This window comes from Halorarius halobius (assembly GCF_024298865.1).
In the GTDB taxonomy this organism is placed as follows: domain Archaea; phylum Halobacteriota; class Halobacteria; order Halobacteriales; family Haloarculaceae; genus Halorarius; species Halorarius halobius.
Genome location: NZ_CP101161.1, coordinates 345,769 through 371,092, shown reverse-complemented (window position 1 = coordinate 371,092; position 25,324 = coordinate 345,769). Strand labels below are relative to the sequence as shown.

The 25,324-nt window shown below is 70.4% G+C and carries 29 protein-coding genes and 1 tRNA gene; 24 read left to right on the top strand and 6 right to left on the bottom strand.

The features are described 5' to 3' along the window. Positions 1-84: 84 nt before the first annotated feature. The 5 genes from NL112_RS01880 (at position 85) to NL112_RS01860 (ending at position 3,424) form a co-directional block, all read left to right on the top strand. The gene (locus NL112_RS01880; protein ID WP_255150932.1) at positions 85-1,113 is read left to right on the top strand and encodes a lysylphosphatidylglycerol synthase transmembrane domain-containing protein; all 1,029 of its coding nucleotides are present in this window, start codon (positions 85-87) and stop codon (positions 1,111-1,113) included. Positions 1,114-1,284: 171 nt separating this feature from the next. Further along, entirely contained in the window at positions 1,285-1,740 is a 456-nt protein-coding gene (locus tag NL112_RS01875; RefSeq protein ID WP_255150931.1) for a 30S ribosomal protein S19e, read from the top strand. Positions 1,741-1,783: 43 nt separating this feature from the next. Next, positions 1,784-2,137, top strand: coding sequence for a DNA-binding protein (locus tag NL112_RS01870; protein ID WP_255150930.1), 354 nt, complete (start codon positions 1,784-1,786; stop codon positions 2,135-2,137). After that, a complete protein-coding gene (locus NL112_RS01865) occupies positions 2,137-2,736 on the top strand; it encodes a DUF7411 family protein (protein WP_255150929.1) in 600 nt (199 codons plus the stop codon). The genes NL112_RS01870 and NL112_RS01865 overlap by 1 nt, the downstream gene beginning before the upstream one ends. Before the next feature lie 31 nt (positions 2,737-2,767). After that, complete coding sequence (locus NL112_RS01860; RefSeq protein ID WP_255150928.1) at positions 2,768-3,424, top strand: potassium channel family protein; 657 nt, start codon at positions 2,768-2,770, stop codon at positions 3,422-3,424. Between the two features lie 190 nt (positions 3,425-3,614). Here the strand turns inward: NL112_RS01860 and NL112_RS01855 are convergent, their stop codons facing one another. Then, positions 3,615-4,295, bottom strand: coding sequence for a TOBE domain-containing protein (locus tag NL112_RS01855; RefSeq protein ID WP_255150927.1), 681 nt, complete (start codon positions 4,293-4,295; stop codon positions 3,615-3,617). A gap of 64 nt (positions 4,296-4,359) precedes the next feature. Here NL112_RS01855 and NL112_RS01850 point away from each other — a divergent pair, with 64 nt between their 5' ends. The 7 genes from NL112_RS01850 (at position 4,360) to NL112_RS01820 (ending at position 10,322) form a co-directional block, all read left to right on the top strand. Then, positions 4,360-5,382: an extracellular solute-binding protein gene (locus NL112_RS01850; protein ID WP_255150926.1), complete on the top strand. Its 1,023-nt coding sequence runs from the start codon at positions 4,360-4,362 to the stop codon at positions 5,380-5,382. A gap of 41 nt (positions 5,383-5,423) precedes the next feature. Beyond that, the gene (locus NL112_RS01845) at positions 5,424-6,527 is read left to right on the top strand and encodes an ABC transporter permease (protein WP_255150925.1); all 1,104 of its coding nucleotides are present in this window, start codon (positions 5,424-5,426) and stop codon (positions 6,525-6,527) included. Continuing rightward, positions 6,524-7,528, top strand: a complete 1,005-nt coding sequence (locus NL112_RS01840) for an ABC transporter ATP-binding protein (protein ID WP_255150924.1) — start codon at positions 6,524-6,526, stop codon at positions 7,526-7,528. Before NL112_RS01845 ends, NL112_RS01840 begins: the two co-directional genes overlap by 4 nt. 87 nt (positions 7,529-7,615) lie before the next feature. Then, positions 7,616-8,698: a putative sulfate/molybdate transporter gene (locus tag NL112_RS01835; RefSeq protein WP_255150923.1), complete on the top strand. Its 1,083-nt coding sequence runs from the start codon at positions 7,616-7,618 to the stop codon at positions 8,696-8,698. Positions 8,699-8,728: 30 nt separating this feature from the next. Continuing rightward, on the top strand, positions 8,729-9,184 hold the full coding sequence (locus tag NL112_RS01830) for a thioesterase family protein (protein ID WP_255150922.1): 456 nt from the start codon (positions 8,729-8,731) through the stop codon (positions 9,182-9,184). 25 nt (positions 9,185-9,209) lie between these two features. After that, a complete protein-coding gene (locus tag NL112_RS01825; RefSeq protein ID WP_255150921.1) occupies positions 9,210-9,926 on the top strand; it encodes an Nmad3 family putative nucleotide modification protein in 717 nt (238 codons plus the stop codon). A 30-nt stretch (positions 9,927-9,956) separates the two neighbouring features. Then, a complete protein-coding gene (locus NL112_RS01820; protein ID WP_255150920.1) occupies positions 9,957-10,322 on the top strand; it encodes a cupin domain-containing protein in 366 nt (121 codons plus the stop codon). A gap of 109 nt (positions 10,323-10,431) precedes the next feature. Here the strand turns inward: NL112_RS01820 and NL112_RS01815 are convergent. Continuing rightward, positions 10,432-10,502 (bottom strand) — tRNA-Gly (locus tag NL112_RS01815). Positions 10,503-10,631: 129 nt separating this feature from the next. On the opposite strand from NL112_RS01815, the gene NL112_RS01810 reads away from it, so the two are divergent. The 7 genes from NL112_RS01810 to truA all read left to right on the top strand — a co-directional run bounded on the left by NL112_RS01810 (position 10,632) and on the right by truA (position 16,780). Next, complete coding sequence (locus NL112_RS01810) at positions 10,632-11,462, top strand: NAD+ synthase (RefSeq protein ID WP_255150919.1); 831 nt, start codon at positions 10,632-10,634, stop codon at positions 11,460-11,462. Between the two features lie 94 nt (positions 11,463-11,556). Further along, positions 11,557-12,849: a phosphoglucose isomerase-related protein gene (locus NL112_RS01805; RefSeq protein WP_255150918.1), complete on the top strand. Its 1,293-nt coding sequence runs from the start codon at positions 11,557-11,559 to the stop codon at positions 12,847-12,849. Positions 12,850-12,903: 54 nt separating this feature from the next. Next, positions 12,904-13,668 (top strand): CPBP family intramembrane glutamic endopeptidase, encoded by a 765-nt coding sequence (locus NL112_RS01800; RefSeq protein WP_255150917.1) that lies wholly within the window; start codon positions 12,904-12,906, stop codon positions 13,666-13,668. Positions 13,669-13,743: 75 nt separating this feature from the next. Next, entirely contained in the window at positions 13,744-13,911 is a 168-nt protein-coding gene (locus tag NL112_RS01795) for a CopG family transcriptional regulator (RefSeq protein WP_255150916.1), read from the top strand. A gap of 48 nt (positions 13,912-13,959) precedes the next feature. Then, a complete protein-coding gene (hisS, locus tag NL112_RS01790) occupies positions 13,960-15,267 on the top strand; it encodes a histidine--tRNA ligase (protein ID WP_255150915.1) in 1,308 nt (435 codons plus the stop codon). A gap of 60 nt (positions 15,268-15,327) precedes the next feature. Next, complete coding sequence (locus NL112_RS01785; protein ID WP_255150914.1) at positions 15,328-15,939, top strand: hypothetical protein; 612 nt, start codon at positions 15,328-15,330, stop codon at positions 15,937-15,939. A gap of 37 nt (positions 15,940-15,976) precedes the next feature. After that, positions 15,977-16,780: a tRNA pseudouridine(38-40) synthase TruA gene (gene truA, locus NL112_RS01780; RefSeq protein WP_255150913.1), complete on the top strand. Its 804-nt coding sequence runs from the start codon at positions 15,977-15,979 to the stop codon at positions 16,778-16,780. On the opposite strand, the gene NL112_RS01775 is transcribed toward truA, so the two are convergent. Next, positions 16,777-18,099 carry a M28 family metallopeptidase gene (locus NL112_RS01775; RefSeq protein ID WP_255150912.1) on the bottom strand — a complete coding sequence of 441 codons (1,323 nt, stop codon included), beginning with the start codon at positions 18,097-18,099 and terminating at the stop codon, positions 16,777-16,779. The genes truA and NL112_RS01775 overlap by 4 nt on opposite strands. A gap of 120 nt (positions 18,100-18,219) precedes the next feature. Between NL112_RS01775 and pepF the strand changes: the two genes are divergently transcribed. The 5 genes from pepF to NL112_RS01750 all read left to right on the top strand — a co-directional run bounded on the left by pepF (position 18,220) and on the right by NL112_RS01750 (position 22,624). Then, entirely contained in the window at positions 18,220-20,010 is a 1,791-nt protein-coding gene (gene pepF, locus NL112_RS01770; protein ID WP_255150911.1) for an oligoendopeptidase F, read from the top strand. A 65-nt stretch (positions 20,011-20,075) separates the two neighbouring features. After that, a complete protein-coding gene (pan2, locus tag NL112_RS01765) occupies positions 20,076-21,299 on the top strand; it encodes a proteasome-activating nucleotidase Pan2 (RefSeq protein ID WP_255150910.1) in 1,224 nt (407 codons plus the stop codon). 135 nt (positions 21,300-21,434) lie between these two features. Beyond that, positions 21,435-21,635, top strand: coding sequence for a hypothetical protein (locus tag NL112_RS01760; protein WP_255150909.1), 201 nt, complete (start codon positions 21,435-21,437; stop codon positions 21,633-21,635). A gap of 132 nt (positions 21,636-21,767) precedes the next feature. After that, positions 21,768-22,247: a pyruvoyl-dependent arginine decarboxylase gene (locus tag NL112_RS01755; protein ID WP_255150908.1), complete on the top strand. Its 480-nt coding sequence runs from the start codon at positions 21,768-21,770 to the stop codon at positions 22,245-22,247. 50 nt (positions 22,248-22,297) lie between these two features. Then, positions 22,298-22,624: a DUF5811 family protein gene (locus NL112_RS01750; RefSeq protein ID WP_255150907.1), complete on the top strand. Its 327-nt coding sequence runs from the start codon at positions 22,298-22,300 to the stop codon at positions 22,622-22,624. 3 nt (positions 22,625-22,627) lie between these two features. On the opposite strand, the gene NL112_RS01745 is transcribed toward NL112_RS01750, so the two are convergent. The 3 genes from NL112_RS01745 to NL112_RS01735 form a co-directional block, all read right to left on the bottom strand. Next, positions 22,628-22,810 carry a DUF8015 family protein gene (locus NL112_RS01745; protein WP_255150906.1) on the bottom strand — a complete coding sequence of 61 codons (183 nt, stop codon included), beginning with the start codon at positions 22,808-22,810 and terminating at the stop codon, positions 22,628-22,630. 55 nt (positions 22,811-22,865) lie between these two features. Further along, entirely contained in the window at positions 22,866-24,677 is a 1,812-nt protein-coding gene (infB, locus tag NL112_RS01740; RefSeq protein ID WP_255150905.1) for a translation initiation factor IF-2, read from the bottom strand. A gap of 65 nt (positions 24,678-24,742) precedes the next feature. Next, complete coding sequence (locus tag NL112_RS01735; protein WP_255150904.1) at positions 24,743-25,261, bottom strand: plastocyanin/azurin family copper-binding protein; 519 nt, start codon at positions 25,259-25,261, stop codon at positions 24,743-24,745. Between the last annotated feature and the right edge of the window lie 63 nt (positions 25,262-25,324).

The window sequence follows — 25,324 nt, the reverse complement described above, 5'->3', positions numbered from 1 at the left end:
TCGGAGGGCCGGCACCGCGGCGCAAAAGCCCGTCGGTGGGCATCGACCGAATGCCATAACCCCTCGCCCGTCGAACGACCCTGCATGGACATCGACCTGCGAGCCTCCGCCGTCGGGTTCCTCGTCGCGCTGGTCGTGCTCGCGGGAATCCTCGTGGTAGTGGGCGTCGGCGAGGTGGTCGACGCGCTGTTGCGCGCGGAGCCGTCCGTGCTGGTGGCCGTCGTCGCGGTGGCGACCGTCTGGCTGTCGGCGTGGGGGCTGTCGCTCCGGACGGTGTTGCGGGTCCTCGGCGCGCGCGTCGCCGCGCCCGTCTCGGTGGGCGTGTTCGCCGCCGCCACCTTCGCCAACAACGTCACGCCGTTCGGGCAGGCCGGTGGCGAACCGGTGAGCGCGCTTCTCATCTCGCGGGCGGCCGACACCGAGTACGAGTCGAGTCTCGCGGCCATCGCCAGCGTCGACTCGCTGAACTTCGTCCCCTCCATCGCGCTGGCGTCGCTCGGCATCGCCTACTTCTCGACGCAGGTGGCGTTCGGCTCCCGACTCCGCTTCGCGGCGCTGGCCGTCGGCGCGCTCGCGCTCGCGGTGCCCGTCGCCGCCGTCGTCGGCTGGCGCTACCGCTACCGGGTCGAGCGCGCGGCCGTCTCGGCGGTGACGCCCCTCATCCGCGCGGTCGGTCGCGTCGTCCCCGGGCGCTCGCCGCCCGGGCCCTCGGTCATCCGCGGGCGCGTGGAGGGGTTCTTTCACGCCATCGAGCGCGTGACGGCCGACCGAAAGCGGCTGACGCTCGCGCTCGGCTTCTCCGCGCTCGGCTGGCTCTGTCTGGCGGCCTCGCTGTGGCTCTCGCTGTTCTCGCTGGGGCAGGCCGTCTCCTTCGCCGTCGTCCTCGTCGTCGTCCCCGTCGGCGCCATCGCGGGTATCACGCCCCTACCGGGTGGACTGGGCGGCGTCGAGGCCGTCCTCATCGCCCTGCTGGTCGCGCTCGGGGTCCCCGGCGGCGCGGCGACGGCCGCGGTGGTCATCCACCGGACGGCGACCTACTGGCTCCCCACCGTCGTCGGCGGCGGCGTCGCCGGCATCATCGGCTCCAACGAGGGGCTCGTCGGCGTGGAGTGAGCCGCTCGTCGTTACGTGCCGCGGGCGACGCGAGCGGTACGCTCTGCTCGCGGGTCGTCGCTTCGCTTTGCCCCGCTCGCTTCAACGTGGCGCTCACGGCTCCCCGCGGTCGCCGTTCGCGCCACGCTTATAACGTCAGAGTTAAACGCGCCCCAACGGAAACAGTCGGTAATGGCAACCCTCTACGACGCGCCCGCGGAGGACCTCATCGAGGCCGTCGCGGACGAGATCGAGGACGAACTCGAACAGCCCGACTGGATGGACCTCGCCAAGACCGGCACGGCCCGCGAACTCCCGCCCGAGCAGGAGGACTTCTGGGCACTGCGCGGCGCCTCCTTGCTCCGGAAGGTCGCAGTCGACGGTCCGGTCGGCGTCGACCGGCTCTCGACGGCTTACGGCGACGCCAAGCAGGGTTCGACCCGCTACAAGGTCCGCCCGAACTCGAAGACGGGCGGCTCGAAGAAGATAATCCGCACCCTGCTCCAGCAACTCGAGGACGCCGGCTACATCAACACCCGCGAGGGCCACGGCCGCGAGGTCACCGGCGAGGGCCGCCAACTGCTCGACGACACCGCGACGGAGCTCATCGAGGAGCTCGACCGGCCCGAACTCGAGCGGTACGCCTGACGGCGTCGAAACCGTTTTTCTTCCCGACCCAGAACACACGTCCATGAGCGGTCAGCCCGACGACGACGAACTCGAGGAGCTTCGAGAGAAGAAGATGGAACAGCTGAAAGAACAGAAGCAGGGCGGCGGCGCCGACGAGGAGGCGATGGAGGCCCAGCGCCAGCAGGCCGAGGCCCAGAAGAAGGCGATGCTCCGGAAGGCGCTCACCGACGGCGCGCGCCAGCGACTCAACTCGGTGAAGATGTCGAAACCCGAGTTCGGCGAGAAGGTCGAACAGCAGGTGGTCGCGCTCGCCCAGAGCGGGCGCATCCAGGGGAAGATAGATGAGGAGAAGATGAAGGCGCTCCTACAGGAGCTGAAGCCCGACTCGCAGGACTTCAACATCAAGCGACGCTGATGGAGGTCGGCGTACTGTTCTCGGGGGGGAAGGACTCCACGCTGGCGGCCCTGCTCCTCGACGGGTTCTACGACGTGACGCTCGTCCACGCGGGGTTCGGCGTCGGCGACGCCGCCGGCCAGGCCGCGACCACGGCGGAGGCCGTCGGCTTCCCGTTCGAGCGGCTAGAACTCGACCGCGAGGTGGCCGACGACGCCGTCGACGCGATGGTCGCGGACGGGTTCCCGCGCAACGGCATCCAGCAGGTCCACGAGCACGCGCTCGAACGCGCCGCCGCCGAGGGGTTCGACGCCATCGCGGACGGCTCCCGACGCGACGACCGGGTACCGACCGTCTCGCGGGCGTGGGCCCAGTCGCTGGAAGACCGCCACGGGGTCGATTATCTCTCGCCGCTGTCGGGGTTCGGTCGTACGGCCGTCGACCGGCTTGTCGAGCGGAACCTCGTCGTCGAGGAGGCGCCGTCCGAACAGCTATCGAAGGGCGACTACGAGGCAGAACTCCGCGTACTGCTCGCGGAGACGGCCGGCGAGGGGGCGGTCGACGAGGTGTTCCCCGACCACGTCCAGACGCGGGTCGTCGGCATCCGCGACCGGGCGTAGCCTTTTGGGGTGTGGTGTCGTACCTCGCGGCATGCAGTTCGTCATCGTCGGCTACGGTCGCGTCGGCTCACGCACCGCGCGGATGCTCGGCTCGGAGGGCCACGAGGTCACCATCATCGAACTCGACGACGAGAAGGCGGACACCGCTCGCGTCGACGGGTTCGACGTGGTCGAGGGGGACGCGGAGGAGGAGTCGGTGCTGGCGGAGGCGGGCATCGACACCGCCGACGCCATCGCGGCGCTGACGGGTGACCTGAACGCCAACTTCGCGGCCTGCATGATCGCCGCCGACTACGGCTGTCGCACCGTGTTGCGCATCGACGAGGACTACCGTGAGGAGATATACGAGACGTACGCCGCCGACGTCGACGAGATAATCTACCCCGAGCGGCTGGGCGCGGCGGGCGCGAAGAACGCACTGCTCGGCGGCGACCTGAACGTGCTGGCGGACCTGACGGAGAACCTGACGGCCGCGACGGTCGATGTCCCCGCGGACTCGCCGTTCGTCGGCTCCCGGGTCGTCGAACTTGAGTTGCCGGGCGACGCCCGCATCTACGCACACGGCCGGGCCAGGGAGCCGATGGACGTGCCGATGCCCGCGACGACCATCGCGGCGGGCGACCAGCTCGCGGTCATCGCCGAGCAGGCGACGCTGGACGCGGTCAACGAGTATCTCGCCGCCGGGTGAAGAGAGGTCCGGGCGCGCGATGGGGAGGATGGGGAAGTTCGAGGCCGTCGATGCGCGCCCACCTGTCGGCATGCTCCCCGGTATGATAAATGTGCGTCAGACGGGCGCACGACGCGCCGGGATGTCTGACGCCCGTACCACGATTTTTGCCGGTTCTGCCGGCGTCGAGACCCCATGTATGAAACCCGACCTATCGGGGCGTCGCACGGGTCGCCGTGGCCTTGAACGACACCACCACTTCGCGGCCGGCCGCGAGCGCGAGACGGTCGACGCTCTCCGTCGTCACCACCGCCACGAGCGGATCGTCGGCGCCGATGTCGACGGTGACACGCCCGACAGCGTCACCGGTGCCGACTCCCATGACCGTCCCCGACAGGCGGTTGCGTGCGCTCGTCGCGTCCGCTGACGGCGCCTCGGCCGGCGCGTGCAAGGTGACCGCGTCCGAGCGGAGCGACACCTCCACGTCCGAGGTGTCGGGCGGCGTCAGCGCCCGCACCGGGCCGGCGGCCGTCTCGACGGTGGCGAGTTCGCCGTCCCGGTCGGTGACCGTCCCGTCGAGGACGCACTCCTCGGTGGCGGCGACCCGCTCGTAGCCGGCCTCCAGTCGCTCGAACGCCGCCAGCAACTCGCGGGCGGCGTCGGTCAGCGTCGACCCGCCGCCGCCGGCGCCGCCGCGCTGGCGCTCGACCAGCGACCCGAACGCCGCCTCCAGCGCCGTCAACCGCTGGTGGGCGCGGGCGTACGACCGCCCCAGGCTGTCGGCGGCGGCGTTGAGCGACCCCGCCTCGTCGACGGTCGCCAGAAGCGCCGCGTCCCGGGCGTCGAACGTCACCCCGTCGGCCGTCAGCCGCGCGTCGTAGTCGGCGTCCATACCCTCCCTCTCTCGCTGTCCGACAAAACCGTTATGTCGAGCGGGGGTGAACGCCGTTGTATCCATGCAGAAACAACGCTCGACAGGGACGAGTCGGCGCGCCTTCCTGACCGCGGCCGGTGCGACCGCCGCGGCCGGGTTGGCCGGCTGTACCTCGCTTGGCGGTGGCGGCGGCGGGACGATGACCATCTTCCACGCGGGGAGTCTCGCGCCGCCGTTCTCGTCGGCCGAACCCGACTTCGAGGACGAGACGGGCATCGACGTGACCCGCGAGGCGAAGGGGTCGGTCGCCTCGACGAAGAAGATAACCCAGCAGGGGAAGTCGGCCGACGTGCTCGGGGTCTCGGACTTCCGGCTCATCCGCGACCGGGTCGTCCCCGACTACGGCGAGTGGTACGCCGTGTTCACGACGAACGCGATGTCCATCCAGTACCGCGAGGACTCGCCCGGCGCCGACGACATCGAGCAAGGGAACTGGTGGGAGGTGCTCGCTCGCGACGACGTGACCATCGGCCACTCTGACCCGGCCGTCGACCCCGGCGGCTACCGGGCGGTGATGAGCCAGCAACTCGGCGCCGTCGAGTTCGACGGCTCGAAACTGTACGACCAGTCCACCTACGAGAAACTTCGGGAGAACTCGACGGTGCCCACGGGGACGGAGACGAACCTCGAGGGCCAGTTGAAGTCCGGCAAACTGGACTACGTGTTCTACTACCAGTCCATCTCCTCGTCGTCGGACCTGCCGTACGTCGACCTCCAGTCGCAGGTCGACCTCTCGAAGGCCACCTCGACGTACGCGAAACACTACGCGAAAGCGGAGGTCGAGACGTCGTCGGGCACGTTCGTCGGCGCGCCCATCGCCTACGGCATCACCGTGCCGGGGGTCGCCAACAACCCCGAGGCGGGCGCGAAGTGGGTCGAGTACTTCGCCTCGGACCCCGGGCGGCAGGTGCTAAAGGAGAAGGGTCTCCAGCCGGTCGAGCCGGTCGTCGTCCCCTCGGGCGGCGAGGACGCGGTGCCGGACCGCGTGATGGAACACGCCGAGGCGAAGGGGTCGCTGGGCCCGCTCCGCCTCGACCAGCAGTGAGACCGCAACCGTCGTGACGCCTCGCGTCTTCACCCGCGGCCATGAGTGAACTGCGGGAGACGGCCGTCGGCGGCTTCGGCCGCGGGGCGGTCGTGCTGGCGGTCGTCGTCGTGCAACTGTCGGCGTTCGGGCTCGCGCAGGCGGCCGGCCGCCCCACCCTGTACGCGCTGTTCGCCGTCGGGAGCGGTGCGGCGCTGGCGGCCGCCACGGTCGGCGGGCCCCGCGGTGTCGTCGCCGCGGTCGTCGGTACCGCCGCCGTCGTCGCCGTCGCCGTCACCGTCGCGGGGGTGCTGGCCGCCGCCGTCGCCCCGGTCGTCCTCGCGGTCGCGGCGGCCGTCTCGGGCGAGGAGTGGGTCGGCGCCGCCGCGGCCTCGCTCGGGTCGCTACTTCTGGTCGCCGTCGGCGTCCCCCTGTTGATGTTCGTCGCCCGGCAGGACCCCGCGCTGGTCGCGGAGATGGCGATGAACTCGGACGTGCAGGAGACGCTGTTTCTCTCGGTGTACGCGCCGCTGGTCGCGGCGCTGGCGGCGCTGGTGACGGGCGTCCCGCTGGCGTACCTCCTCTCGCGGGGGTTCGCGGGTCAGTCGCTCGTCGAGAGTCTCGTCGATTTGCCGCTCGTGGTGCCACACTCGGTGGCGGGCATCATCATCCTGTTCGGCCTCGGGTCGGGGGGCGCGTTCCCGGACCTCCAGGTCCTGGGGACGTTCGGCGGGATGGTGCTGGCGATGCTGTTCGTCGCCGCGCCGTTCGCGGTCAACGCCGCCCGCGAGGCGTTCGAGAACGTCGACGACCGCCTCGAGTACGCCGCCCGGAGCCACGGCGCCTCGCCGCTGGAGACGTTCCGGCGGGTGACCCTGCCGCTGGCCTCGCGGGGCGTCCTCACGGGCGGGGTGCTGGCGTGGGCACGCGCCGTCTCGGAGTTCGGCGCCGTCGCCGTCGTCGCGTACTCGGTGTCGTTCTTCTACCCGGTGACCGGCGACGTGGTCGCGGCCCAGCACGCCCCCGTCTTCATCTTCAACACCTACCTCACGTCGGACAACGGCCTCGCACGGAGTGGCGCGGTGAGCGTCCTCCTGCTCGCGCTGTCGGCGTTACTGTTCGTGCTGGTGCGGTGGCTCGCCTACGACGAGGTGAGCCGGGTGTGATATCGTTCGACGTCGCGGCGACGTTCTCCGACGGCGACACCCGCTTCGAAGTGGACGCCGCGCTCGATGTCGCGGAGGGCGAGACGCTCGTCGTGCTTGGCCCCTCCGGGAGCGGGAAGACGCTCCTCCTGGAGACTGTGGCGGGCCACCACGCCCACGCGGGGTCGGTCACCGTCGACGGCGAGAGCGTGACCGCCCGCCCGCCGGAGGAACGGGGGTTCGGCTTCGTGTTCCAGGACTACGCGCTGTTCCCCCACATGGACGCCCGCGAGAACGTCGCGTTCGGCCAGCGGTACGGCGACCGCCCGGTCGAACCGCCGGCCGACGAGCGCGACGACTGGACGCCCCCGGAAACCGAGGGCGGCGAAGCGGTCGACCCGCTCCCCAACCCCGACGACCTGCTCGACCGGATGGGCGTCGCGGACCTCGCGGAGCGGTCGCCGCCGACGCTGTCGGGCGGCGAGAAACAGCGGGTCGCGCTGGCACGGGCGCTGGCCATCGACCCGCGCGTCCTGCTTCTGGACGAACCGCTGTCGGCGCTGGACGTGCCGACTCGGCAGGCGCTCCGGGACGACCTCGCGGACGTGCTCGCGGACGTGACCGCCGTCCACGTCACCCACAACCGGACGACTGCGCGGGCGCTGGCCGACCGCGTCGCCGTCATGCGCAACGGCGAGGTGGTGCAGGTCGGCACGCCCGAGGCGGTGTTCGAGGCGCCCGACACGCCCGAAGTCGCGGCGTTCGTCGGCGCGAACGTCCTGCCCGGTCGACTGGTCGACGGCGGGGCCGGACAGGTCGCGGTCCGGCCCGAACACGTCCGGCGGGGCGGCCCGCACGAGGCGACGGTCGAGCGGGTCGTCCGCGAGGACGCCACCTACCGGGTGACGCTCGCGCTCGACGGCGCGTCGGCCGTCGCGTTCTGGTCGGACCCGCCCGCGGAGGGCGAGACGGTCGGCGTCGGCTTCCCCGCGGACCGGGCGGCACGCCTCGACGGCGGATGAAACGTCGAGCAGTTACGCCGCCCGCGGTTGCCAATCGTTTCGGGTTTCTGAAAAGAGTGAAGCCGACGGACCGGTGACTGCCGATGGATGGCGATATCGGTCGAGACCGACCGCGGCCGCGGGTTCGAACTCTCGGTCGGCGAGGTGACCGGCGCGCTGGGGGATTCGGTTACGGTCCTCCCGATAGTCGTCGCGCTCGCCGCGCTGACGCCGGCGTCGCTCGCCCACCTGCTCGTCGGGTTCGCCGTCTTCCAGGCCGTGTGGGGAGTCCGGTACGGCCTGCCGGTCTCCGTCGAACCGATGAAGGCGCTCGCGGGACTCGCCATCGCCGGCACGCTCGCGTACGGCGAACTCGTCGCGGCGGGTCTGCTCGCCGGCGGCCTCCTGCTCGTCGCGGGGCTGACGGGGACGATGGCCCGCGTCCAGCGGTACGTCGGGGAACCGGTCGTCAGGGGCGTCCAGCTATCCGTGGCGGCGTTGCTGGCGCTGGCGGGCGCCGACCTCGCGGCCGGCGCGCCGGCGATGGCCGCCGCCGGCGTCGTCGTCGCCGTCGCCGCGACGCTCGTCTACCGCCGGGCCGGGGCGGTGGCCGTGCTCGCGGTCGGCACCGGCGTCGCCCTCTGGGGTGGGGGTGTGCCCACGCCGTCGCTACCGGCGTTCGCCCTGTTCCCGACGGGCGGACCGACGCTGTCGACCGGCGCGCTCGAAGGCCTTGCGGGCCAGTTGGCGATGACCGTCGGCAACGCCGCCGTCGCCACCTCGCTGTTGCTGTCGGACCTGTTCGACGCCGACGTGAGCGCCGACGACCTCGCGGAGAGCATGGGTGCGATGAACCTGCTGGGCGTTCCGCTCGGTGCGGTGCCGATGTGTCACGGCTCCGGCGGCCTCGCGGGGAAGTACGCGTTCGGCGCGCGCACCGGCGGCGCGAACCTCGTGCTCGCCGCGCTGTATCTGGCGGCGGCGCTCGTCGCCGGCCTCTGGTCCGGGTTCCCGATGGCGATGCTCGGCGTCCTCCTGCTCGCGGTCGCGGGGCAACTCGCGTGGGTCGCCCTCGACTCGCCCGACCGGCCCGTCGTCGTCGGGATGGCCGCGCTCGCGGTGCTCACGAACGTCGGCGTCGCCTTCCTCGCCGGGGTCGCGGGCCACGCGGCGCTCCGGCGCGTCCGCTGAGTTCTTGACGGTGGCCGCCGCCCCACCGGTATGGTCGACCTCTCGGGGCTCGACGGGCGCTCACTCGTCTCCCGGCGGACGTTCACCGTCGAGCGGAGCCACACGACGAACGTGTTCGGCGAGCAGTCGGACCCGCCGGCCCGCCCGGCGGCCCACGACGCCGCGCCCGACGAACCGGTGCGCGTGCTCGGGTCGCCCGCCCTGCTCGGATGGGTGGAGTTCACCGGCCGCGACTCCCTGCACGGCCACCTCCCCGACGGCACCGGCACCGTGGGCGTCGACGCGACGCTCCACCACCGCGGGGCCGCGCCACTCGGGACCGACCTCGCCGTCGAGACCGAACTGGTGGACGTGGACGGGTCGAACCTCACCTTCGAGGGCCGCGTCGAGCGCCCGGACGGCTCCGCCGTCGGCGAGGTGACGACGACGTTCCGGGTCGTCGACCGCGAGCGGTTCCGCGACTCGCTTCCCGGAACGCGGGGTTGATTGCCGTCCGGCCGAACGGGCGGGTATGCGTGCCGTCGCCGTCAACGTCGGAGCGAACACGAACGCGCCGGGCTTCCGCGGCCCGGCGTTCGCGGACGGGTCGTTCGCCTTCCTCCCCATCCCGGAGTCGGAACCCACATGCGAGCCGGTACCGACGTACGGCGACCTGACGCCGCACCTGCCCGTGGCGGTGCCCGACCGGGTCCGCGACACCCCTGTCCACCTCGACCCGGAGTTTCCCGAGTATCCGCACGGGGAGGCGTACACGTACGGCGACCCCCACGGCGTGAAGGCGCGGCCCCTGGCGGACCTCGCGGCCGGCGACTGGGCGCTGTTCTACGCGACGCTCGACACCGCCGGCGAGGACCCGCCCGCGTGGCAACCGCCCGAGTGGGGCGCGTATCTCGTCGGCGGGTTCCGTCTCGCGCGCGACCCGGTGACCGACTACGACGCGCTCCCGGCGGCCGAACGGGAGCGGTTCGCCTCGAACGCCCACGTCAAGCGTGCGGAGATGGACGCGGCGGTTCTCCTGCGTGGCGACCCCGACGATTCGCGGCTGTTCGACCGGGCGGTGCCGCTGTCCGGGCGCGATGCGGGCGTCGACGCGAACCGGCTGGTCACCGACCACTCGGCCGACTCGGGGAAGGGCCCGTGGTGGCGCCGGCCGCTCCGGTTCGACGACGCCGGCACGGAGGCGCTGTTCGACGTGGTGGAGAGTCGGGCCTTCGACCGGGTGCAGTAGCGACTTCCGCGTGCGGCCCGAACGCTAGGTATGCCCGTCGACCTGAGCGAGGCGTTCGACAGCATCGACGAGTTCTGGTCGCCCCGCGTCGCCGCCGAGTTGAACGGCCAACAGATGAAACTCGCCCGCCTGCACGGGGAGTTCGACTGGCACCACCACGCCGACGCGGACGAACTGTTTTTCGTCCACGACGGGGAGTTGACCATCCGCGTGCGCGACGACGATGACGTGCAGTTGTCGGCCGGCCAGTTCCACGTCGTCCCCGCCGGCGTCGAGCACAAGCCGGTCGCCGAGGAGGAGTGTCGCGTCCTGCTGTTCGAGCCGTCGGGGACGCTGAACACGGGGAACGTCGAGACGGAGAAGACGGTCCGCGAGACGGAACGGCTGGACGAGTAGCGAACGGGGACGACGGCTCTCACTGGCGTTTTCGTGTCGCGGTTCACTCCGTTCACCGCTCGCAATCGAGAACTCCGCTATGCGCTCCTCACTTTCGTTCGTCGCAGGATGCGCCGTCCGGGAATTGAACCCGGGCTATTAGCTTGGGAAGCTAATGTCCTACCACTGGACCAACGGCGCTTGCGCCCGTTGGTAACCTACCGCCGCACTTCAACGTAGCGTTTCCCGGGCCACGACCGGAGTAGACGAACGTCCAGCGATTCGCCGCCCACGGCAGTTATTTGTCGCGTCCGGCCGAACAAGTCGGCAATGTCACAGGCAGACGCGCTGGTCGAGGGGAGCGGCGTCGACCTCGACCTCTCCGAAGGGGAGTTAGAGGCCCACCGCGAGCACATCACCGACTTCATCGAGGCCGTCGTCGACGACGCCGGTGCCGACGGCGCGGTCATCGGCCTCTCGGGGGGTATCGACTCGACGCTGACCGCCCACCTGGCGGTGGAGGCGCTCGGCTCCGACGCCGTCCACGGACTGGTGATGCCCAGCGAGGTGAACACCGAGGGGAACATGAGCGACGCCGAACGCGTCGCCGAGATGCTCGACGTCGAGTACGATGTCGTCGCCATCGACCCTATCGTCGAATCGTTCGTCGACGCCTACCCCGAGGGCGCCGACGACCGGATGGCGCTGGGCAACGTCCGCGTCCGGGTGCGGGGCGTGCTCAACTACTTCGTCGCCAACGCGGAGTCGGGGGTCGTGCTCGGCACGGGCAACCGGTCGGAGGCGATGACCGGCTACTTCACGAAGTACGGCGACCAGGCGGTCGACTGCAACCCCATCGGCAACCTCTACAAGCGACAGGTGCGCCAGCTGGCGAGCCACGTCGGCGTCCCCGACGACCTCGTCGAGAAGCCGCCGAGCGCGGAGATGTGGGAGGGACAGACCGACGAGGAGGAGATGGGACTCGGCTACGACACGCTCGACGCGATTCTCGCGCTCCACGTCGACGGCCCGTTCTCGAAGTCCGCGACGGTGCGGACGCTCGACGTGCCCGAATCGGCGGTGGAGCGGGTGGTCGGCCTCGTCGAGGAGAGCGAGCACAAGCGCCACATGCCGCCCGCGCCCGCCGAGTTGGACGTTTGAACCGACTTTCGAGGTGCCTGTCGATTCTCCCGCTGTCGTTCGTCCCTAGCCCGGAGTCCGAACGCCTTTGCCACCACGGCCCGGCGACCCGGGTATGCGAGTGGACATCGGCAACGCGCTCGACTCCGTTGCCACGCCCGGTATCTCCGAGGACGCCCTCGACAGACTCGACGCGGAGGTGGCCGAGGCACACGACACCATCGCCGCGGGGATGGCGAACGCGGAGTTCGGCTACGCCAGCCTGAACCTCCCCGAGACGACGAACGCGGCGGGCATCGAGTCGGCCGTCGCCGACGTCGACGCCGACCACGTGCTCACCGTCGGCATCGGGGGCTCCGCGCTGGGCGCGGTGACGGTCACCCGCGCGCTCGGCGAACAGAACCACCACGTCCTCGACAACGTCGACCCCGAGGCGACCCGGCGACTGCTCGACCGACTGGACCTCTCCCGGACCGCCGTGAACGTCGTCTCCCGCTCGGGGACGACCGCGGAAACGCTGTCGAACTTCCTCGTCGTGCAGGACGCGATGCGGGCGGCGGGCGTCGACTGGACCGACCGCACCGTCGTCACCACCGGCGAGGCCGGTCCCCTACGGGAGTTGGCCGACGAACACGACCTGCCTGCCCTCTCTGTGCCCGAGGGCGTCCCCGGACGGTTCTCGGCGTTGTCGGCCGTCGGGCTGGTGCCCGCCGCGATTCTCGGCTACGACGTCGAGGCCGTGCTCGCCGGGGGACGTGAGGCCCGTGACTCCCTGTCGGGGAGCCTCTACGACTGTCCGGCCTACGCGTACGGCGCGGTCGCCGTCGGTCTCGAACGCCGCGGCGCCCACGTCAACGCCGTGATGCCGTACGCCGAGGCACTGGAGCCGTTCGCGGAGTGGTTCGCACAACTGTGGGCCGAGTCGCTCGGCAAGGACGGGCAGGGCCAGACGCCGGCGCGGGCGCTGGGCGCAACCGACCAGCACTCCCAACTGCAGTTGTATCGGGCGGGTCGCCACGACAAACTGGTCACGCTCGTCCGTGCCCGCAAGCGGGGCGACGTAGCCATCCCCGCGACGGACGTGGAAGGGCTGTCGTATCTCGGCGGCTCCTCGCTCGGCGAGTTGCTCGACGCCGAGTTCGAGGCGACGGAGGCGAGCCTCGCCGCGGCGGACCAGCCGAACGTCCGCATCGAAATCGACCGCGTCGACGAGCGGGGTGTCGGCGAGTTGCTCGTCTCGCTCGAAGCGGCGTGTGTTCTCGCGGGCGAGTTGATGGGCGTCGAGACGTTCACCCAGCCCGCAGTGGAGTGGGGCAAGCGGGCGGCGCGTGGCCTGCTCGGGGGCGGCGAGTTCCCCGAGGCCGAGGCGGTCCGCGAGAAGCGGCGGCTGGTCGTCGACGGCGACTGAGTCCGTGGCGCGACGATGAGAAAGAGGTATTCGGGTGCGTTCGCTACGTAGGGTGTGTCCGAGAACGTCAGTCCGGGCGCGCCGGCCGAGCGTGACCGCCTCCGGGTCGTCGCCAAGAGCGTCGGCCTCGCGCTCGCCGGCGCCGTCGCGGGCATCGTCACGCTGTTCGTGCTGGCGAGCGTCCTCCAGACGGTCGGCGTGGACGTCCAGAACCAGGTGGTGCTCCAGTACGGGCTGAGTATCCTCGCGCTCCAGGGGTTCGGCTTCATCATCGTCGTCCTCGCGTTCTTCAAACTCGAGGACCGGTTCGACATCGTCGACATCCGGATGCCGACGCTACGTGACGTGGGGTTCGCCGTCGCCGGCCTCCTCGGCCTCCTCGCCCTGCTCGCGGCGCTGAGTGCGGCCTACACTGCCGTCGGCGTCGAGACGCCCAGCACCTCCATCGTCGAAGACGGGATGCAGAACCCGGAGCTTGCGCTGTATCTCATCCCGCTGACGTACCTGTTCGTGGGGCCGGGCGAGGAACTGATGTTCCGTGGCGCGGTCCAGGGGATGCTCCGGGAGCGGTACGCCGCGGTGCCGGCCATCGGCATCGCGTCGGGCGTGTTCGCGCTCGCGCACGTGATGAACGTGTTCGGCGCACCGCTCCCGCAAGTCGGGGCGTATCTGTTCGTCATCTTCGCGTTGAGCCTCCTGCTCGGCGCACTGTACGAGGTGACCGAGAACCTGCTGGTGACCATCTTCGTTCACGGCACGTACAACTCGGTGACGTTCCTCGCGCTCTACTTCCGGGCGACCGGCGGCGTCCCGGCCTGACGCGGTTCCCGCGTCGCCACCCGCACGACGCCCGTCTGACGGGTACTTATTGTGTGTGGGGTAGTACAACAAACGATGCGGCGCTACCGGCTCACCTTCGAGGAGAGCGAGGCCCGCGAGATAGAGGCTCTCGCCCGTGAGTACGGGCTCACGGAGCAGGCGGTACTCGAACAGCTGGTGGCGGTCGGGCTCGAGCAGGTCCGCGACGAGCACACCGACGACGAGCCGCGGCTCCGCGAGTGAGCGCGGTGGGACCGTAAGGGTTCTGTGCGGCCCGCCGGACGTTCGGGTATGTACGAGCGACTGAAGGGGTTCCGTGACTTCTACCCCGAGGAGATGGCCGCCCGGCGGGCGGTCGTCGACACTATCGAGGACGCCTGCCGCCGCTACGGGTTCCGCGAGGTCGGCACCCCCCACCTCGAACGCGCCGAGATGTGGACCGACAAGGCCGGCGAGGACATCGTCGAGGAGCTGTACGCCTTCGAGGACCGCGGCGGCCGTCACGTCACCCTGACGCCAGAACTGACGCCGACCGTCGCCCGGATGGTCGTCGCGAAGGGTCAGGAGCTGTCCAAGCCCATCAAGTGGTTCTCGACGCGGCCGTTCTGGCGGTACGAGCAGGTCCAGCAGGGCCGGTTCCGCGAGTTCTACCAGACGAACGTCGACATCTTCGGCTCGTCGGACCCGCGGGCGGACGCGGAGGTCATCGCGCTGGCGGCGGAGATGCTGACCGACCTCGGCCTGACGGGCGAGGAGTTCGAGTTCCGCGTCTCCCACCGCGACATCCTCGGCGCCCTCTTCCGGTCGTACGACGCCGACGTCGACGTCCGTGAGGCCATCCGCGCGGTCGACAAGAGCGACAAGATATCGGACGCGGAGTACCACGACCTGCTCGTCGAGGCGGGCCTCTCGTACGACGAGGCCGCCGAGTTCGACGACCTCGTGACCGCCACCACCGAGGAGAGCCTCGACGACCTGGTCGCGTTCGCCGGCACCGACGAGATAGCCGCGGCCGTCGAGAACCTCCAGAACGTGCTCGCGGCCGTCGAGGAGTTCGGCGCCGGCGAGTTCTGCGACCTCTCGCTGGAGACCGCTCGCGGCTTCGACTACTACACCGGCGTCGTGTTCGAGTGTTTCGACGCGACGGGCGACGTCTCGCGGTCGGTGTTCGGCGGCGGCCGCTACGACGACCTCATCGAGTCGTTCGGCGGTCAGCCCACGCCCGCGGTCGGCTTCGCGCCGGGCTACTCGACGCTCCCGCTGTTGCTCCAGCGGGCGGGCGTCTACCCCGAGGAGGCCGTCTCGACGGACTACTACGTCCTGCAGGTGGGCGACACCGAACGGGAGGCCGCCGACATCGCCCGACAGCTCCGCGAACTCGGCCACGTCGTCGAGACGGACGTCTCGGGGCGCAGTTTCGGCGCACAGATGGGGTACGCCGACTCCATCAACGCCGAGACGGTCGTCATCGTCGGCGAACAGGACCTCGCGGACGACGCGGTGACGCTGAAGGAGATGGACAGCGGCGACCAGACGCAGGTGCCGCTCGACGAGTTCCCGCCGGCGTCCGGCCGCCCGACGTACGACGACTACGAATAGACGACAGCGCGCGTTTGGGCCTCCGGTAGCTACTTTTCCCGCGTGGCCCCTGTTCTGCGTGTGCCCTCCAGACGCATCCTTTCGCTTGCGGTCGTCGCGTTGCTTCTGACTGCCGGCTGTTCGTCGCTCGCCGAGGTGGGCGGCGGCCCGCCGATGTCCGGCGGCGCGGAACTCGACTCGTTCGAGACGGTCGGGACCACCTGCGGCGACGCCCGGTCGAGCAACACCACCACGTCCAACGTGCCGGTCGACGGCGGGCGGGCGCTCTCCATCAACACCACCGTCCCCGTCCGGTCGAACGCGACGGAACTCGACGCCCGGCTCGACGAAATCGGCCCGCACCGCTACCGACTCGACATTCAGCGGTCGGGCGGCTCGGGCGTTCCGGACTGCTATCTCGAAACGCGGTACAACGCCACCGTCAACCTCTCCGATGAGGTGACCGAGGACTACACCCTGCTGGTCACCTACGACGGCGTGCTCGTCTCCGGCTACTACGGTGACCCGGGCGCCTCCGGCGGTGCGGGCGGACTCGCACCCGAGACGCGGTACGCACCGTGGGCCCGCAACGTCAGCGACGCACGGGGCGGGCTCGGGGACGACGGAACTGACGACGGCTCCGACGGCGCCGGGGGTTCCGGGGGCTCCGGGAGCGCGGGCGGGAGCGGTTGACCGGTCCGGCTAAGTGCGGCCGCTCCCTCCGGCCGCTGTGCGCGCGTACCGCCTCGCCTACGACGGCACCGACTACCGCGGCTTCCAGCGCCAGCCACACGGCGAGACCGTCGAGAACGAACTGTTCGAGGCGCTCGCGGCCCACGGCGTGACGCCGACGCCGGAGACGCCGCCCGACGGCTACAGCGCCGCCGGCCGCACCGACAAGGGGGTCTCCGCCGTCCAGCAGACGGTCGCGTTCGAGGCACCGGACTGGCTCTCGCCGCGGGCGCTCAACGGCCACCTGCCCGGCGGTGTGCGGGCGTGGGCTCACGCGGACGCCCCCGACGGGTTCGACGCGCAGTACGACGCCCGCCGCCGGCATTACGAGTACCACCTCCACGCGCCCGAGGCCGACGACGAGCGGGCACGCGAGGTGTGCGACCGGCTCTCCGGCGAACAGGACGTCCACAACCTCACGCCCGACGAGACGGGCACCGAGCGCGACCTCTCGGTCGACTGCGAGCGCGACGGCGCGTATCTGGTCTGTACCGTCTCGGCGGGCGGGTTCCCCCGCCAGTTCGTCCGCCGCGCAGTTGGCCTGATAGCGGCCGTCGCTTCGAGCGACCGCCCCGTCGCGTTCGCCGACCGCGTGCTCTCCGCGGAGACGGTCGACGGTCCGGAGGGCGTGGGCGCGCTCGCGCCCGAACCGCTCCTGCTCCGGCGGGTCGCGTACGACCTCACCTTCGAGGTGGACGAGACGGCCGCGGCGAGCGCGTGGACCGTCTTCGAGAAGCGGCGGGTCAGCCGTGAGACGAGCGCCCGCGTCGCCGAGCGGCTCCGGTCGGGCGCCTCGCGCTAGTTCCAGCCCTCGGGCCAGACGCCCGCCGCGCGCATCCCCGACTCCGCGCCAGCGTCCTCGAGTTTTTCGCGCAACTCGGCGGTGTCGACTGGGTCGAGGTCCGCGCGGGTGAGGTTCCTGACCAGCAGGGCGGTCAACAGCGCGTGGCTCCGGAGCGTCCGGGGGTCGACCTTGTCGCGGGTGTCGGCGGCGGTGTGGGTCCACCCCCGGCCGCGGCCGCTGGTGCCGGGTTCCTTGCTGTGTAACTGGAGCGCGGGCACGCCCTCGCGGAGAAACGGCCAGTGGTCGCTGTACGGGTGTGGCGTCTCCCCGACTGCGAGCGGGTGGCCCGCCTCGTCGACGACCCGCTCGGCGAGGTCGCGGACGCCGTCGTGGCCGTGGGTCAGCGCCCGTAAATCGCGGTGACGGCCCGCGCCGTCGACGTTGACGACCGCACGCAGGCGGCCGACGTCGAGGTCCTCGGCCAGCGCCCGCGAGCCGAGCAGGCCGGTCTCCTCGCAACCGACGCCCGCGACGACGACCTCGCAGTCCAACTCGCAGTCCGCGAGATAGCGGGCCGCGGTGACGGCGGTGGTGATGCCACAGCCGTTGTCGAGCGCGCCCTCCGCGACGTCGTGGGCGTCGAGATGAGCGACCACGAGGACGGCCTCCTCCGTGTCGGGGCCGAGCGACCCGACGACGGTGTGGGAGGTGCCGGCCTCCGTGGTCGCGTCCACGCGGATGCGAGCGCGGCCGTCGCCGGCGTACTCGCGGAGCCACTCGCCCGTCTCGTGGGAGACACCGATGCCCGGCACCGCCGCCTCACGACCGAATCGGAGGGTGCCCGTCGGGATTAGCTGGCCGGGCTCGTGATGGGCGAAGACGAACGCCGCCGCGCCCGCGTCGACGGCGTGGCCGAACTTCTCCATCCGGTGGACGAACCGGTCGCCCGGCGGCGTGTCGGTGTCCGCGACGACCACCTTCCCGTCGACGTCGGCGTCGTCAACCTCGTCGGGCGTGCCGTGGCCCACGTCGACGATGTCGCCGGTCACGTCGCCCGGCGGCGAGTACGGGAGCGCCACGGTCTCGAACGAGCGGTCGGCGCCGTCGCGTCCCGCCGCGAGCGCGGCGTCGCCCCGCGTCCACCGCCGCATCTCGAACGGGCGTGTCTTGGGGTCGGCGCCCGCTTCCCCGAGCGCGTCGGCCACGAGGTCGGCGGCGCGCCGCTCCCCGGGTGAGCCGCCGAGCCGTGGGCCGGCCTCCACGAGGTCCGTCAGGAACCGCCACGGGAACGGGTCGGCGAACGCCCGGCCGGCGAGCGTGCGTGCGGTGTCGTCCATACCGGTCCGTCGACCGCCATCCGCAAAACCCCCTCGCCCGCCGCCCGCTGGCCCGCTCGTCCCTGCGAAGGCGCCCGCGTGACGATGCGTTTACACCCGCCGGCCTGCAAACGGTGGCAAATGAGTTCGGTACCCGAACGTAGCGAGGTCGACGAGAAGCACAAGTGGGACCTCGAGGCGATGTTCGCCGACGACGAGGCGTGGGAGGAGGCGTACGCGACCGTCGAGGAACGGCTCGACGAACTGGAGCAGTACGAGGGCCGCGTCACCGAGGACGCCGAGACGCTACTGGAGGTGCTGGAGCTCCGCGAGGAGCTGATGCGGACCGTGTCGGACGTCACGTCCTACGCGCGGATGCGCTCGGACGAGGACACGACGAACCAGGAGTACCAGGCGCTGTCGGCCCGGGCCCAGTCGCTCGCCTCCGAGGCGTCCAGCGCCGCGTCGTTCATCGAACCGGAGCTCCAGCGCGTCGACCGCGAGACGCTCCAGGCGTTCGTCGACGCCGAGCCCGCGCTCGAACCGTACGAGCACTACTTCGACGACGTGCTCCGGCTGAAGCCGCACACCCGCTCGCCCGAAATCGAGGAGTTGCTCGCGGACCTCTCGGAGGTGACGGGCGCGGCGGGCGACGTCTACCAGATGCTGTCGAACGCGGACATGCAGTTCCCGACCGTCGAGACGCCCGACGGCGACGAGCGGGAGATAACGCAGTCGAACTTCACGAGCCTGCTGAAGAACTCCGACCGCGCGTTCCGCGAGCGGGTGTACGACGCCTACTTCGAGACGTGGGAGGAGTACCGCAACACCGTCTCGACGGCGTACAAGAACAGCGTGAAGTCGAACTCGAAGCTCGCGAATGCGCGCAACTACGACACCGCCCGCGAGGCGAGCCTCGACGACGCGAACATCCCGCCCGCGGTGTACGACAACCTCGTCGAGACCGTCGAGGACAACCTCGACGTGCTCCACCGGCACGTCGACCTGAAACGCGAGCGGCTCGGTGTCGACGAGCTGGCGATGTGGGACCTGTACGCGCCGCTCACGGAAGGCGAGTCGCCGGACGTCGAGTACGAGCAGGCCAAAGAGTGGGTGACGGAGGCCGTCGCGCCGCTCGGTGAGGACTACCAGCGACGGCTCGCCGAGGGCCTCGACTCCCGGTGGGTCGACGTGTACGAGAACGAGGGGAAACGCTCCGGGGCGTACTCGGCGGGCACGTACGACAGCCAGCCGTACATCCTGATGAACTACCAGGACGACGTGACCTCGATGTACACGCTGGCGCACGAACTCGGCCACTCGCTACACACCCAACTGTCGAGCGAGCACCAGCCGTACGTCTACTCGCAGTACGAGATATTCACGGCGGAGGTGGCCTCGACGGTGAACGAGGCGCTTCTCACCCACCACCTGCTGGAGACCGTCGAGGACGAGACGCTCCGGCGGCATATCCTCGACGAGTATCTCGAGCGGTTCCGGTCGACGCTGTTCCGGCAGACGATGTTCGCGGACTTCGAACAGCAGGCCCACGAACTGAGCGAGGCAGGTGGCGCGCTCACCGCCGACAAACTCGACGAACTGTACGGCGACCTGAAGCGCGACTACTACGCCAACGCCGCCGTCGACGAGCATATCACCCGCGAGTGGATGCGCATTCCACACTTCTACTACGGGTTCTACGTCTACCAGTACGCGACGGGCATCTCGGCGGCCAACGCTATCGTCGACTCGATTCTGGAGGAGGGTGAGCCCGCGGCCGACCGCTATCTGGAGTTCCTGCGGAAGGGCTCGCGGGAGTATCCCCTGGAACTGCTCCGCGGTGCGGGCGTCGACATGGCGAGTCCCGACCCGGTGGAGGCGGCCATCGAGGCCTACGAGACGTACGTCGCGGAGTTCGAAGCGCTCTCCTGAGGCGGTTCGACGTTTCCACGACCCGAAGACCTTTCTACGCTGGCGGTCCAAACTCGGACAGCCAGATGTCTCGCAGCCCGTCGCTTCCCGACCGGCCGAAACTCGATCTCGACCCCGACATGTCCTCCGAGGAGCGGCTCGACGCGCTCCGCGACCATTTCGTCGACATCGTGCAGGTTCACGACGAACTGGCCGACCAACTGGAGGCCGCCCGCGACCGTCAGGAGGAGCTCCGCGAGGACGTCGACCAGCTCCAGCGCGAGAACGAGGCGCTGAAGACGTCGTCGCTGTACATCGCCACCGTCGAGGAGGTCACCGACGACGAGAGCGTCGTCCTGAAACAGCACGGCAACAACCAGGAGGTGCTGACCGACGTGTCGCCCCGCCTCTCGGATAAACTGGAGGCGGGCGACCGGGTCGCCATCAACGACTCCTTCGCCGTCCAGACGCTACTCGACGACGAGACGGACGCCCGCGCGCAGGCGATGCAGGTCACCGGCTCGCCGGAGGTCTCCTACGAGGACATCGGCGGCATCGAGCAACAGATTACCGAGGTCAGGGAAGCCGTCGAGGACCCGCTCACCAACCCCGAGCAGTTCGACGAGGTCGGCATCGAACCGCCGACGGGGGTCCTCCTGCACGGCCCGCCGGGGACCGGGAAGACGATGCTGGCGAAGGCCGTCGCCAACGAGACGGACGCGACGTTCATCAAGATGGCCGGCTCCGAACTGGTCCAGAAGTTCATCGGCGAGGGCGCCCGCCTCGTCCGCGACCTGTTCGAACTCGCCGCCGAGCGCGAACCGGCCATCATCTTCATCGACGAAATCGACGCCGTCGCCTCCAAGCGCACGGAGTCGAAGACCTCCGGCGACGCGGAGGTCCAGCGGACGATGATGCAGCTACTCTCGGAGATGGACGGGTTCGAGGCACGCGGCGACATCTCCATCATCGCCGCGACGAACCGCTTCGACATGCTCGACCGCGCCATCCTCCGGCCCGGCCGGTTCGACCGCCTCATCGAGGTGCCCGAACCCGACCACGAGGGCCGCAAGCGCATCCTCGAAATCCACACCCAGGAGATGAGCCTCGCCGAGAGCGTCGACTTCGACGAACTCGCGGAGCTAACCGAGGGGTTCTCGGGCGCGGAAATCGAGTCGCTGGCCACCGAGGCCGGCATGTTCGCCATCCGCGACGACCGGACGGACGTGGCGACCGCGGACTTCCGGGACGCCTACAAGAAGATTCAGGAGGACGACACCGAATCGGGGCTCCCGGTCGCGTTCTACTGACGCACGCTCTCCACGTCGCTCGGCCGGCGTTCGTCGGCTCCCGGTCCCGTCCGCCATGTCGGTCGGCTCCCGCGTGGATTCCTCGTGCTTCCGTTCTCCCAGAAGATTAACCCCGCACGCCCATCTCGGATAGGCATGGTCGTCTCGACCGAATCAGTCTGGGACGCGGTGGCAGACGAGTTCGCCATCGAGTACGAGAACGCGACCGTCTACGGGGATTTCGAGCAGGAACAGCTCCTCCACGAGGGGGCCGTTCGGGTCCTCCCGAACGGGTGGGTCGCGCTCCCGACCGGTCGTCTCCTCTCCCCGGACGCCGTCCACCACATCGACTCGTAGCGGTCCCGTATCGGCCGGACGACCGCCGTATCGACCACGCCGGCCGACGGACGAGCGGGCCGGGGGGCCGCGACGGAGGCACGGAGAGCGCGTTCCGAAACCCGCTTACCGCCGGGTCCCCCACAGCCGACCATGGAACCTATCCGCGTCGTCTGGGGGGCCGCCTCCGCGGCCACGGCCATGTCCTCCTACGACGCGGCGCTCGCCGAGGCGGGCGTGGAGAACTACAACCTCACGCGCGTCTCGTCGGTCATCCCCGCGGGCGCGACCGTCGAGATAGCCGAGACCGCGCCCGATTTGGGGCCGGCAGGCGAGCGGCTGACCGTCGTGCAGGGTCGTCGGACCGTCGCCCCCGGCGCGGCCGAGCGTGCCTGTGCAGGCCTCGGCTGGAGCGTCGAGGAGAGCGGCCGGGGCATCTTCTACGAGGCGTCGGGCACCGACGCCGAGACGGTCCGCGCGACCGTCGAGGAGGGGCTCGCGGCGGGCCGCGAGTTGCGCGACTGGGCGTTCACCGACGGCGACGTACAGGTCGTCTCCGCGCCCGCCGACCCCGAGGCGTACACGACCGCGGTCGTCCTGGCGGCGTACGGCGATAGCGACCCCATCCTGTAATCCGAGCCGATGGGTTTTTGCGCGGGTGGGCTGTATCGGTGGCAACTCTGATGCACGGAAACGCGCCACACGGAGATGGGGAGGCCGTGGAGCTGACGCCCGAGCAACGCCGCCTGCTGCGCCGCAACGGCGCGGCGGTCGCGGCGCGCACGCGCGAACTGCTTCCCGACGGGTTCGTCGTCGGGTCGGAAGTCGTCGAGTCGTCGGCGGGCGTCGAGGCCACCGTCGCCGTCCGGCCGCCCGGGGGCTCGGTCGTCTCGGCGGGGTTCTCGCTGTCCGAGACCGACGAGTGCGACGCGCTCGCCCGCGAAATCGCCGCGGGCGCGGCGCTGGAGGCGAAGAACACGCCGAGCCGTCACGACCCCGCCGCGCGGTAGGACTCAGGCGGGCGGGCTCAGGAACAGCGCGTACGCCAGCGGTGCGACCGCCAGCAGACTGCCGGCGCCCAGCGCCAGCGCCGGGCCGACCGCGCCGACCCACGACCACGCCAGCCCCGCGAAAAGCGGCGTCGGAAGCGCCGCTAGCAGGAGGTCGTACTCGTCCGGCGCGGGACTTTCGGGCACGCCTACACGTTCATCAGCGAGCTAATTAAATGTTATTGCACAGGTCGCGGGCCGCTCACTTCCCCCAGAACGGGTCGCGCTTCCGGTGTTTGTCGAGGTACATCGACAGCGCCTCGAGTTCGTCGCCCGGGATGTCGTTCGACAGCTCCTGTTCGAGTATCTTCGCGTGCTTCTCGGGGAGTTCCGTCCAGAGTTCGTCGCCCTCCTTTATCTGTCGGCCGACGGTCGGGCCTTCGATGGAGGCGGCGACCCGGTCGCCCGTGCGGGCCTCGTCGATGTCCTCGCCCTCGTCCTGCAGGGATTTGAGTTGGCCGACGCGGGTGGGTTCGTTCCCCTCCCACTTCTCGACGCGGGAGTTGCGCTTCAGGGTGCCCGACAGCACCTCGACGCCGACGACCGCGGGGTTCGACTGCCGGAACACGTGGTCGTCGAGCACGCGGAACCGGCAGGGGCGGTGTATCTTGTCGAGCACCTGCTCCTGCTGGGCGCGCTCGCGCTCGGCGACGAACTCGTCGTACTCTTCGACCAGTTGGTAGATGACGTCGTCGGAGAACACGCGGACGCCCTGCTCGGTCGCCTCGCGCTCCGCATCGGGCAACACGTCGACGTTGAACGCGAGGATGGCCTCGTGCTCCGGTTCGTCCGCGGTGGAGGCGACGGCCACGTCGCGGGGCGCGACGTCGCCCACCTCCGCGCGGACGATGGGTATATCCTCCTCCTCGAGGGCGCTGGCGATGGCCTCCAGCGAGCCGAGCGTGTCGGCCTTGACGACGACGCCTTCCTCGGCGGTGTGGACCTCGATTTCCGCGAGTTCGGCCTGGACCTCGGCGATGACCTCGTCGACGGGCCGGTCGCGGACGACCCGGACCGGCGCGCCCGCCATCGCGTCGTCGAGGTCCGGGGCGGCTATCTTGATACCCGCCGCCGCGGACACCTCCTCGACCTTCTCGAACTGCTTTTCGGTGCGTATCTCCGCGAGCGGCCGGGGCTGGAGGAGCGCGCGGACCTCGGTAACGATGGGTTCCTCCATCCCGCCGACCACCAGCGTGTCGTCCTCGCGGACGGTGCCGTCGTACAGCACCACGTCGACGGTGGTGCCGAAGCCGCGCTCCTCTTTCACCTCGAGGACGGTCCCGGCGCCGGGGCCGGCGACGTCGACGGACATGTCCTCCTTCAGGTAGCGCTGGGAGAGGCCCATCATCACCGTCAGCAGGTCCGGCACCCCCTCGCCGGTCATCGCGCTGACGGGGACGACGCCGATGTTCGACCGGAAGTTCTGGACCCGCCAGTAGAAGTCCGCCGAGAAGCCGTTGTCGGACAGTTTGCCGATTATCTCGTAGAGCCGTTCGTTGAGCGCGTCCGTCGCGCGGTCGGACTGGACGTCGACGGACTGCTGGATGGGCATGTCGTGTTGTGGGTTCCAGCCCGGAACCGTGTCCACCTTGTTGGCGGCGACGACGAACGGGGTCTGCGTGCGCTTGAGGATGTCCAGCGCCTCCAGTGTCTGCGGCTGGAACCCGTCGTTGACGTCGACGACGAGGATGGCGATGTCCGCGAGCGCGCCGCCCCGGGAGCGGAGCGTCGAAAACGAGTGGTGGCCGGGCGTGTCGATGAACAGCAGGCCCGGCAGATCGAAGTCCTCGGGGTCGACCAGCGCGCCGGCCATCTCCGAGATGACGTCGAGCGGCACGGCCGTCGCGCCGATGTGCTGGGTGATGGCGCCCGCCTCGCCCTCCTGGACGGCCGACCCGCGTATCTTGTCGAGTAGCGTCGTCTTCCCGTGGTCGACGTGCCCGAGGACGGCGACGATGGGTGTGCGGAGCCCCTCGCTGTCGTCGGGCACGTCCGTCGCGTCGGCGTCAGACATAGAAGATCACTTGGCCGTGTCTCACCGTCGCCGCCACATAACTCTTTCAAATCGGCACGCTGGGGCTACTCGACGGTGAACGACCCCGTCATCCCGAGCCCCTGGTGGGGGTCACAGTGGTACTGGTAGGTGCCCGCCGTCTCGAACGTGTGAGCGTACACCGTCTCCTCGCCGTAGGTGGTTCCGTCCTTCCCGCTCCAGTCGGCGCCCGACGGCTGGCCGCCGTCGGCCGGCGAGACGTTGTGACCCGCCGACGCCCACGTCCACAGGACGGTGTCGCCCGTCGAGACGGTGAACGACTCGGGTTCGAACACGAAGTCGCCGTCCGGGCCGACGACGACCCGCTGGTCCGGGTCGGGGGTCGCGGTCGGCTCCGCCGTCGGCGTGGCGCTGTCGGTGGGGGCGGGCGAGTCGGTGGCGGTCGGCGTGTCGGTCGCCGTCGGCGACTCGTCGGTGGGGGCGTCCGTCGGCGTCGGGGTGTTCGTGGGCGTTTCCTCGGTGGGGGTCCCGCCACCGTCGGTACAGCCGGCGAGGCCGACGACGGCAAGCGGGGCGGCCCGTCGAAGGAAGGCGCGTCGGTCCATGGTTGGAGGTCGACGGGGCCACACAAGAGGCTTGACCCAAATCGGCCCCAACAGCGACGGACG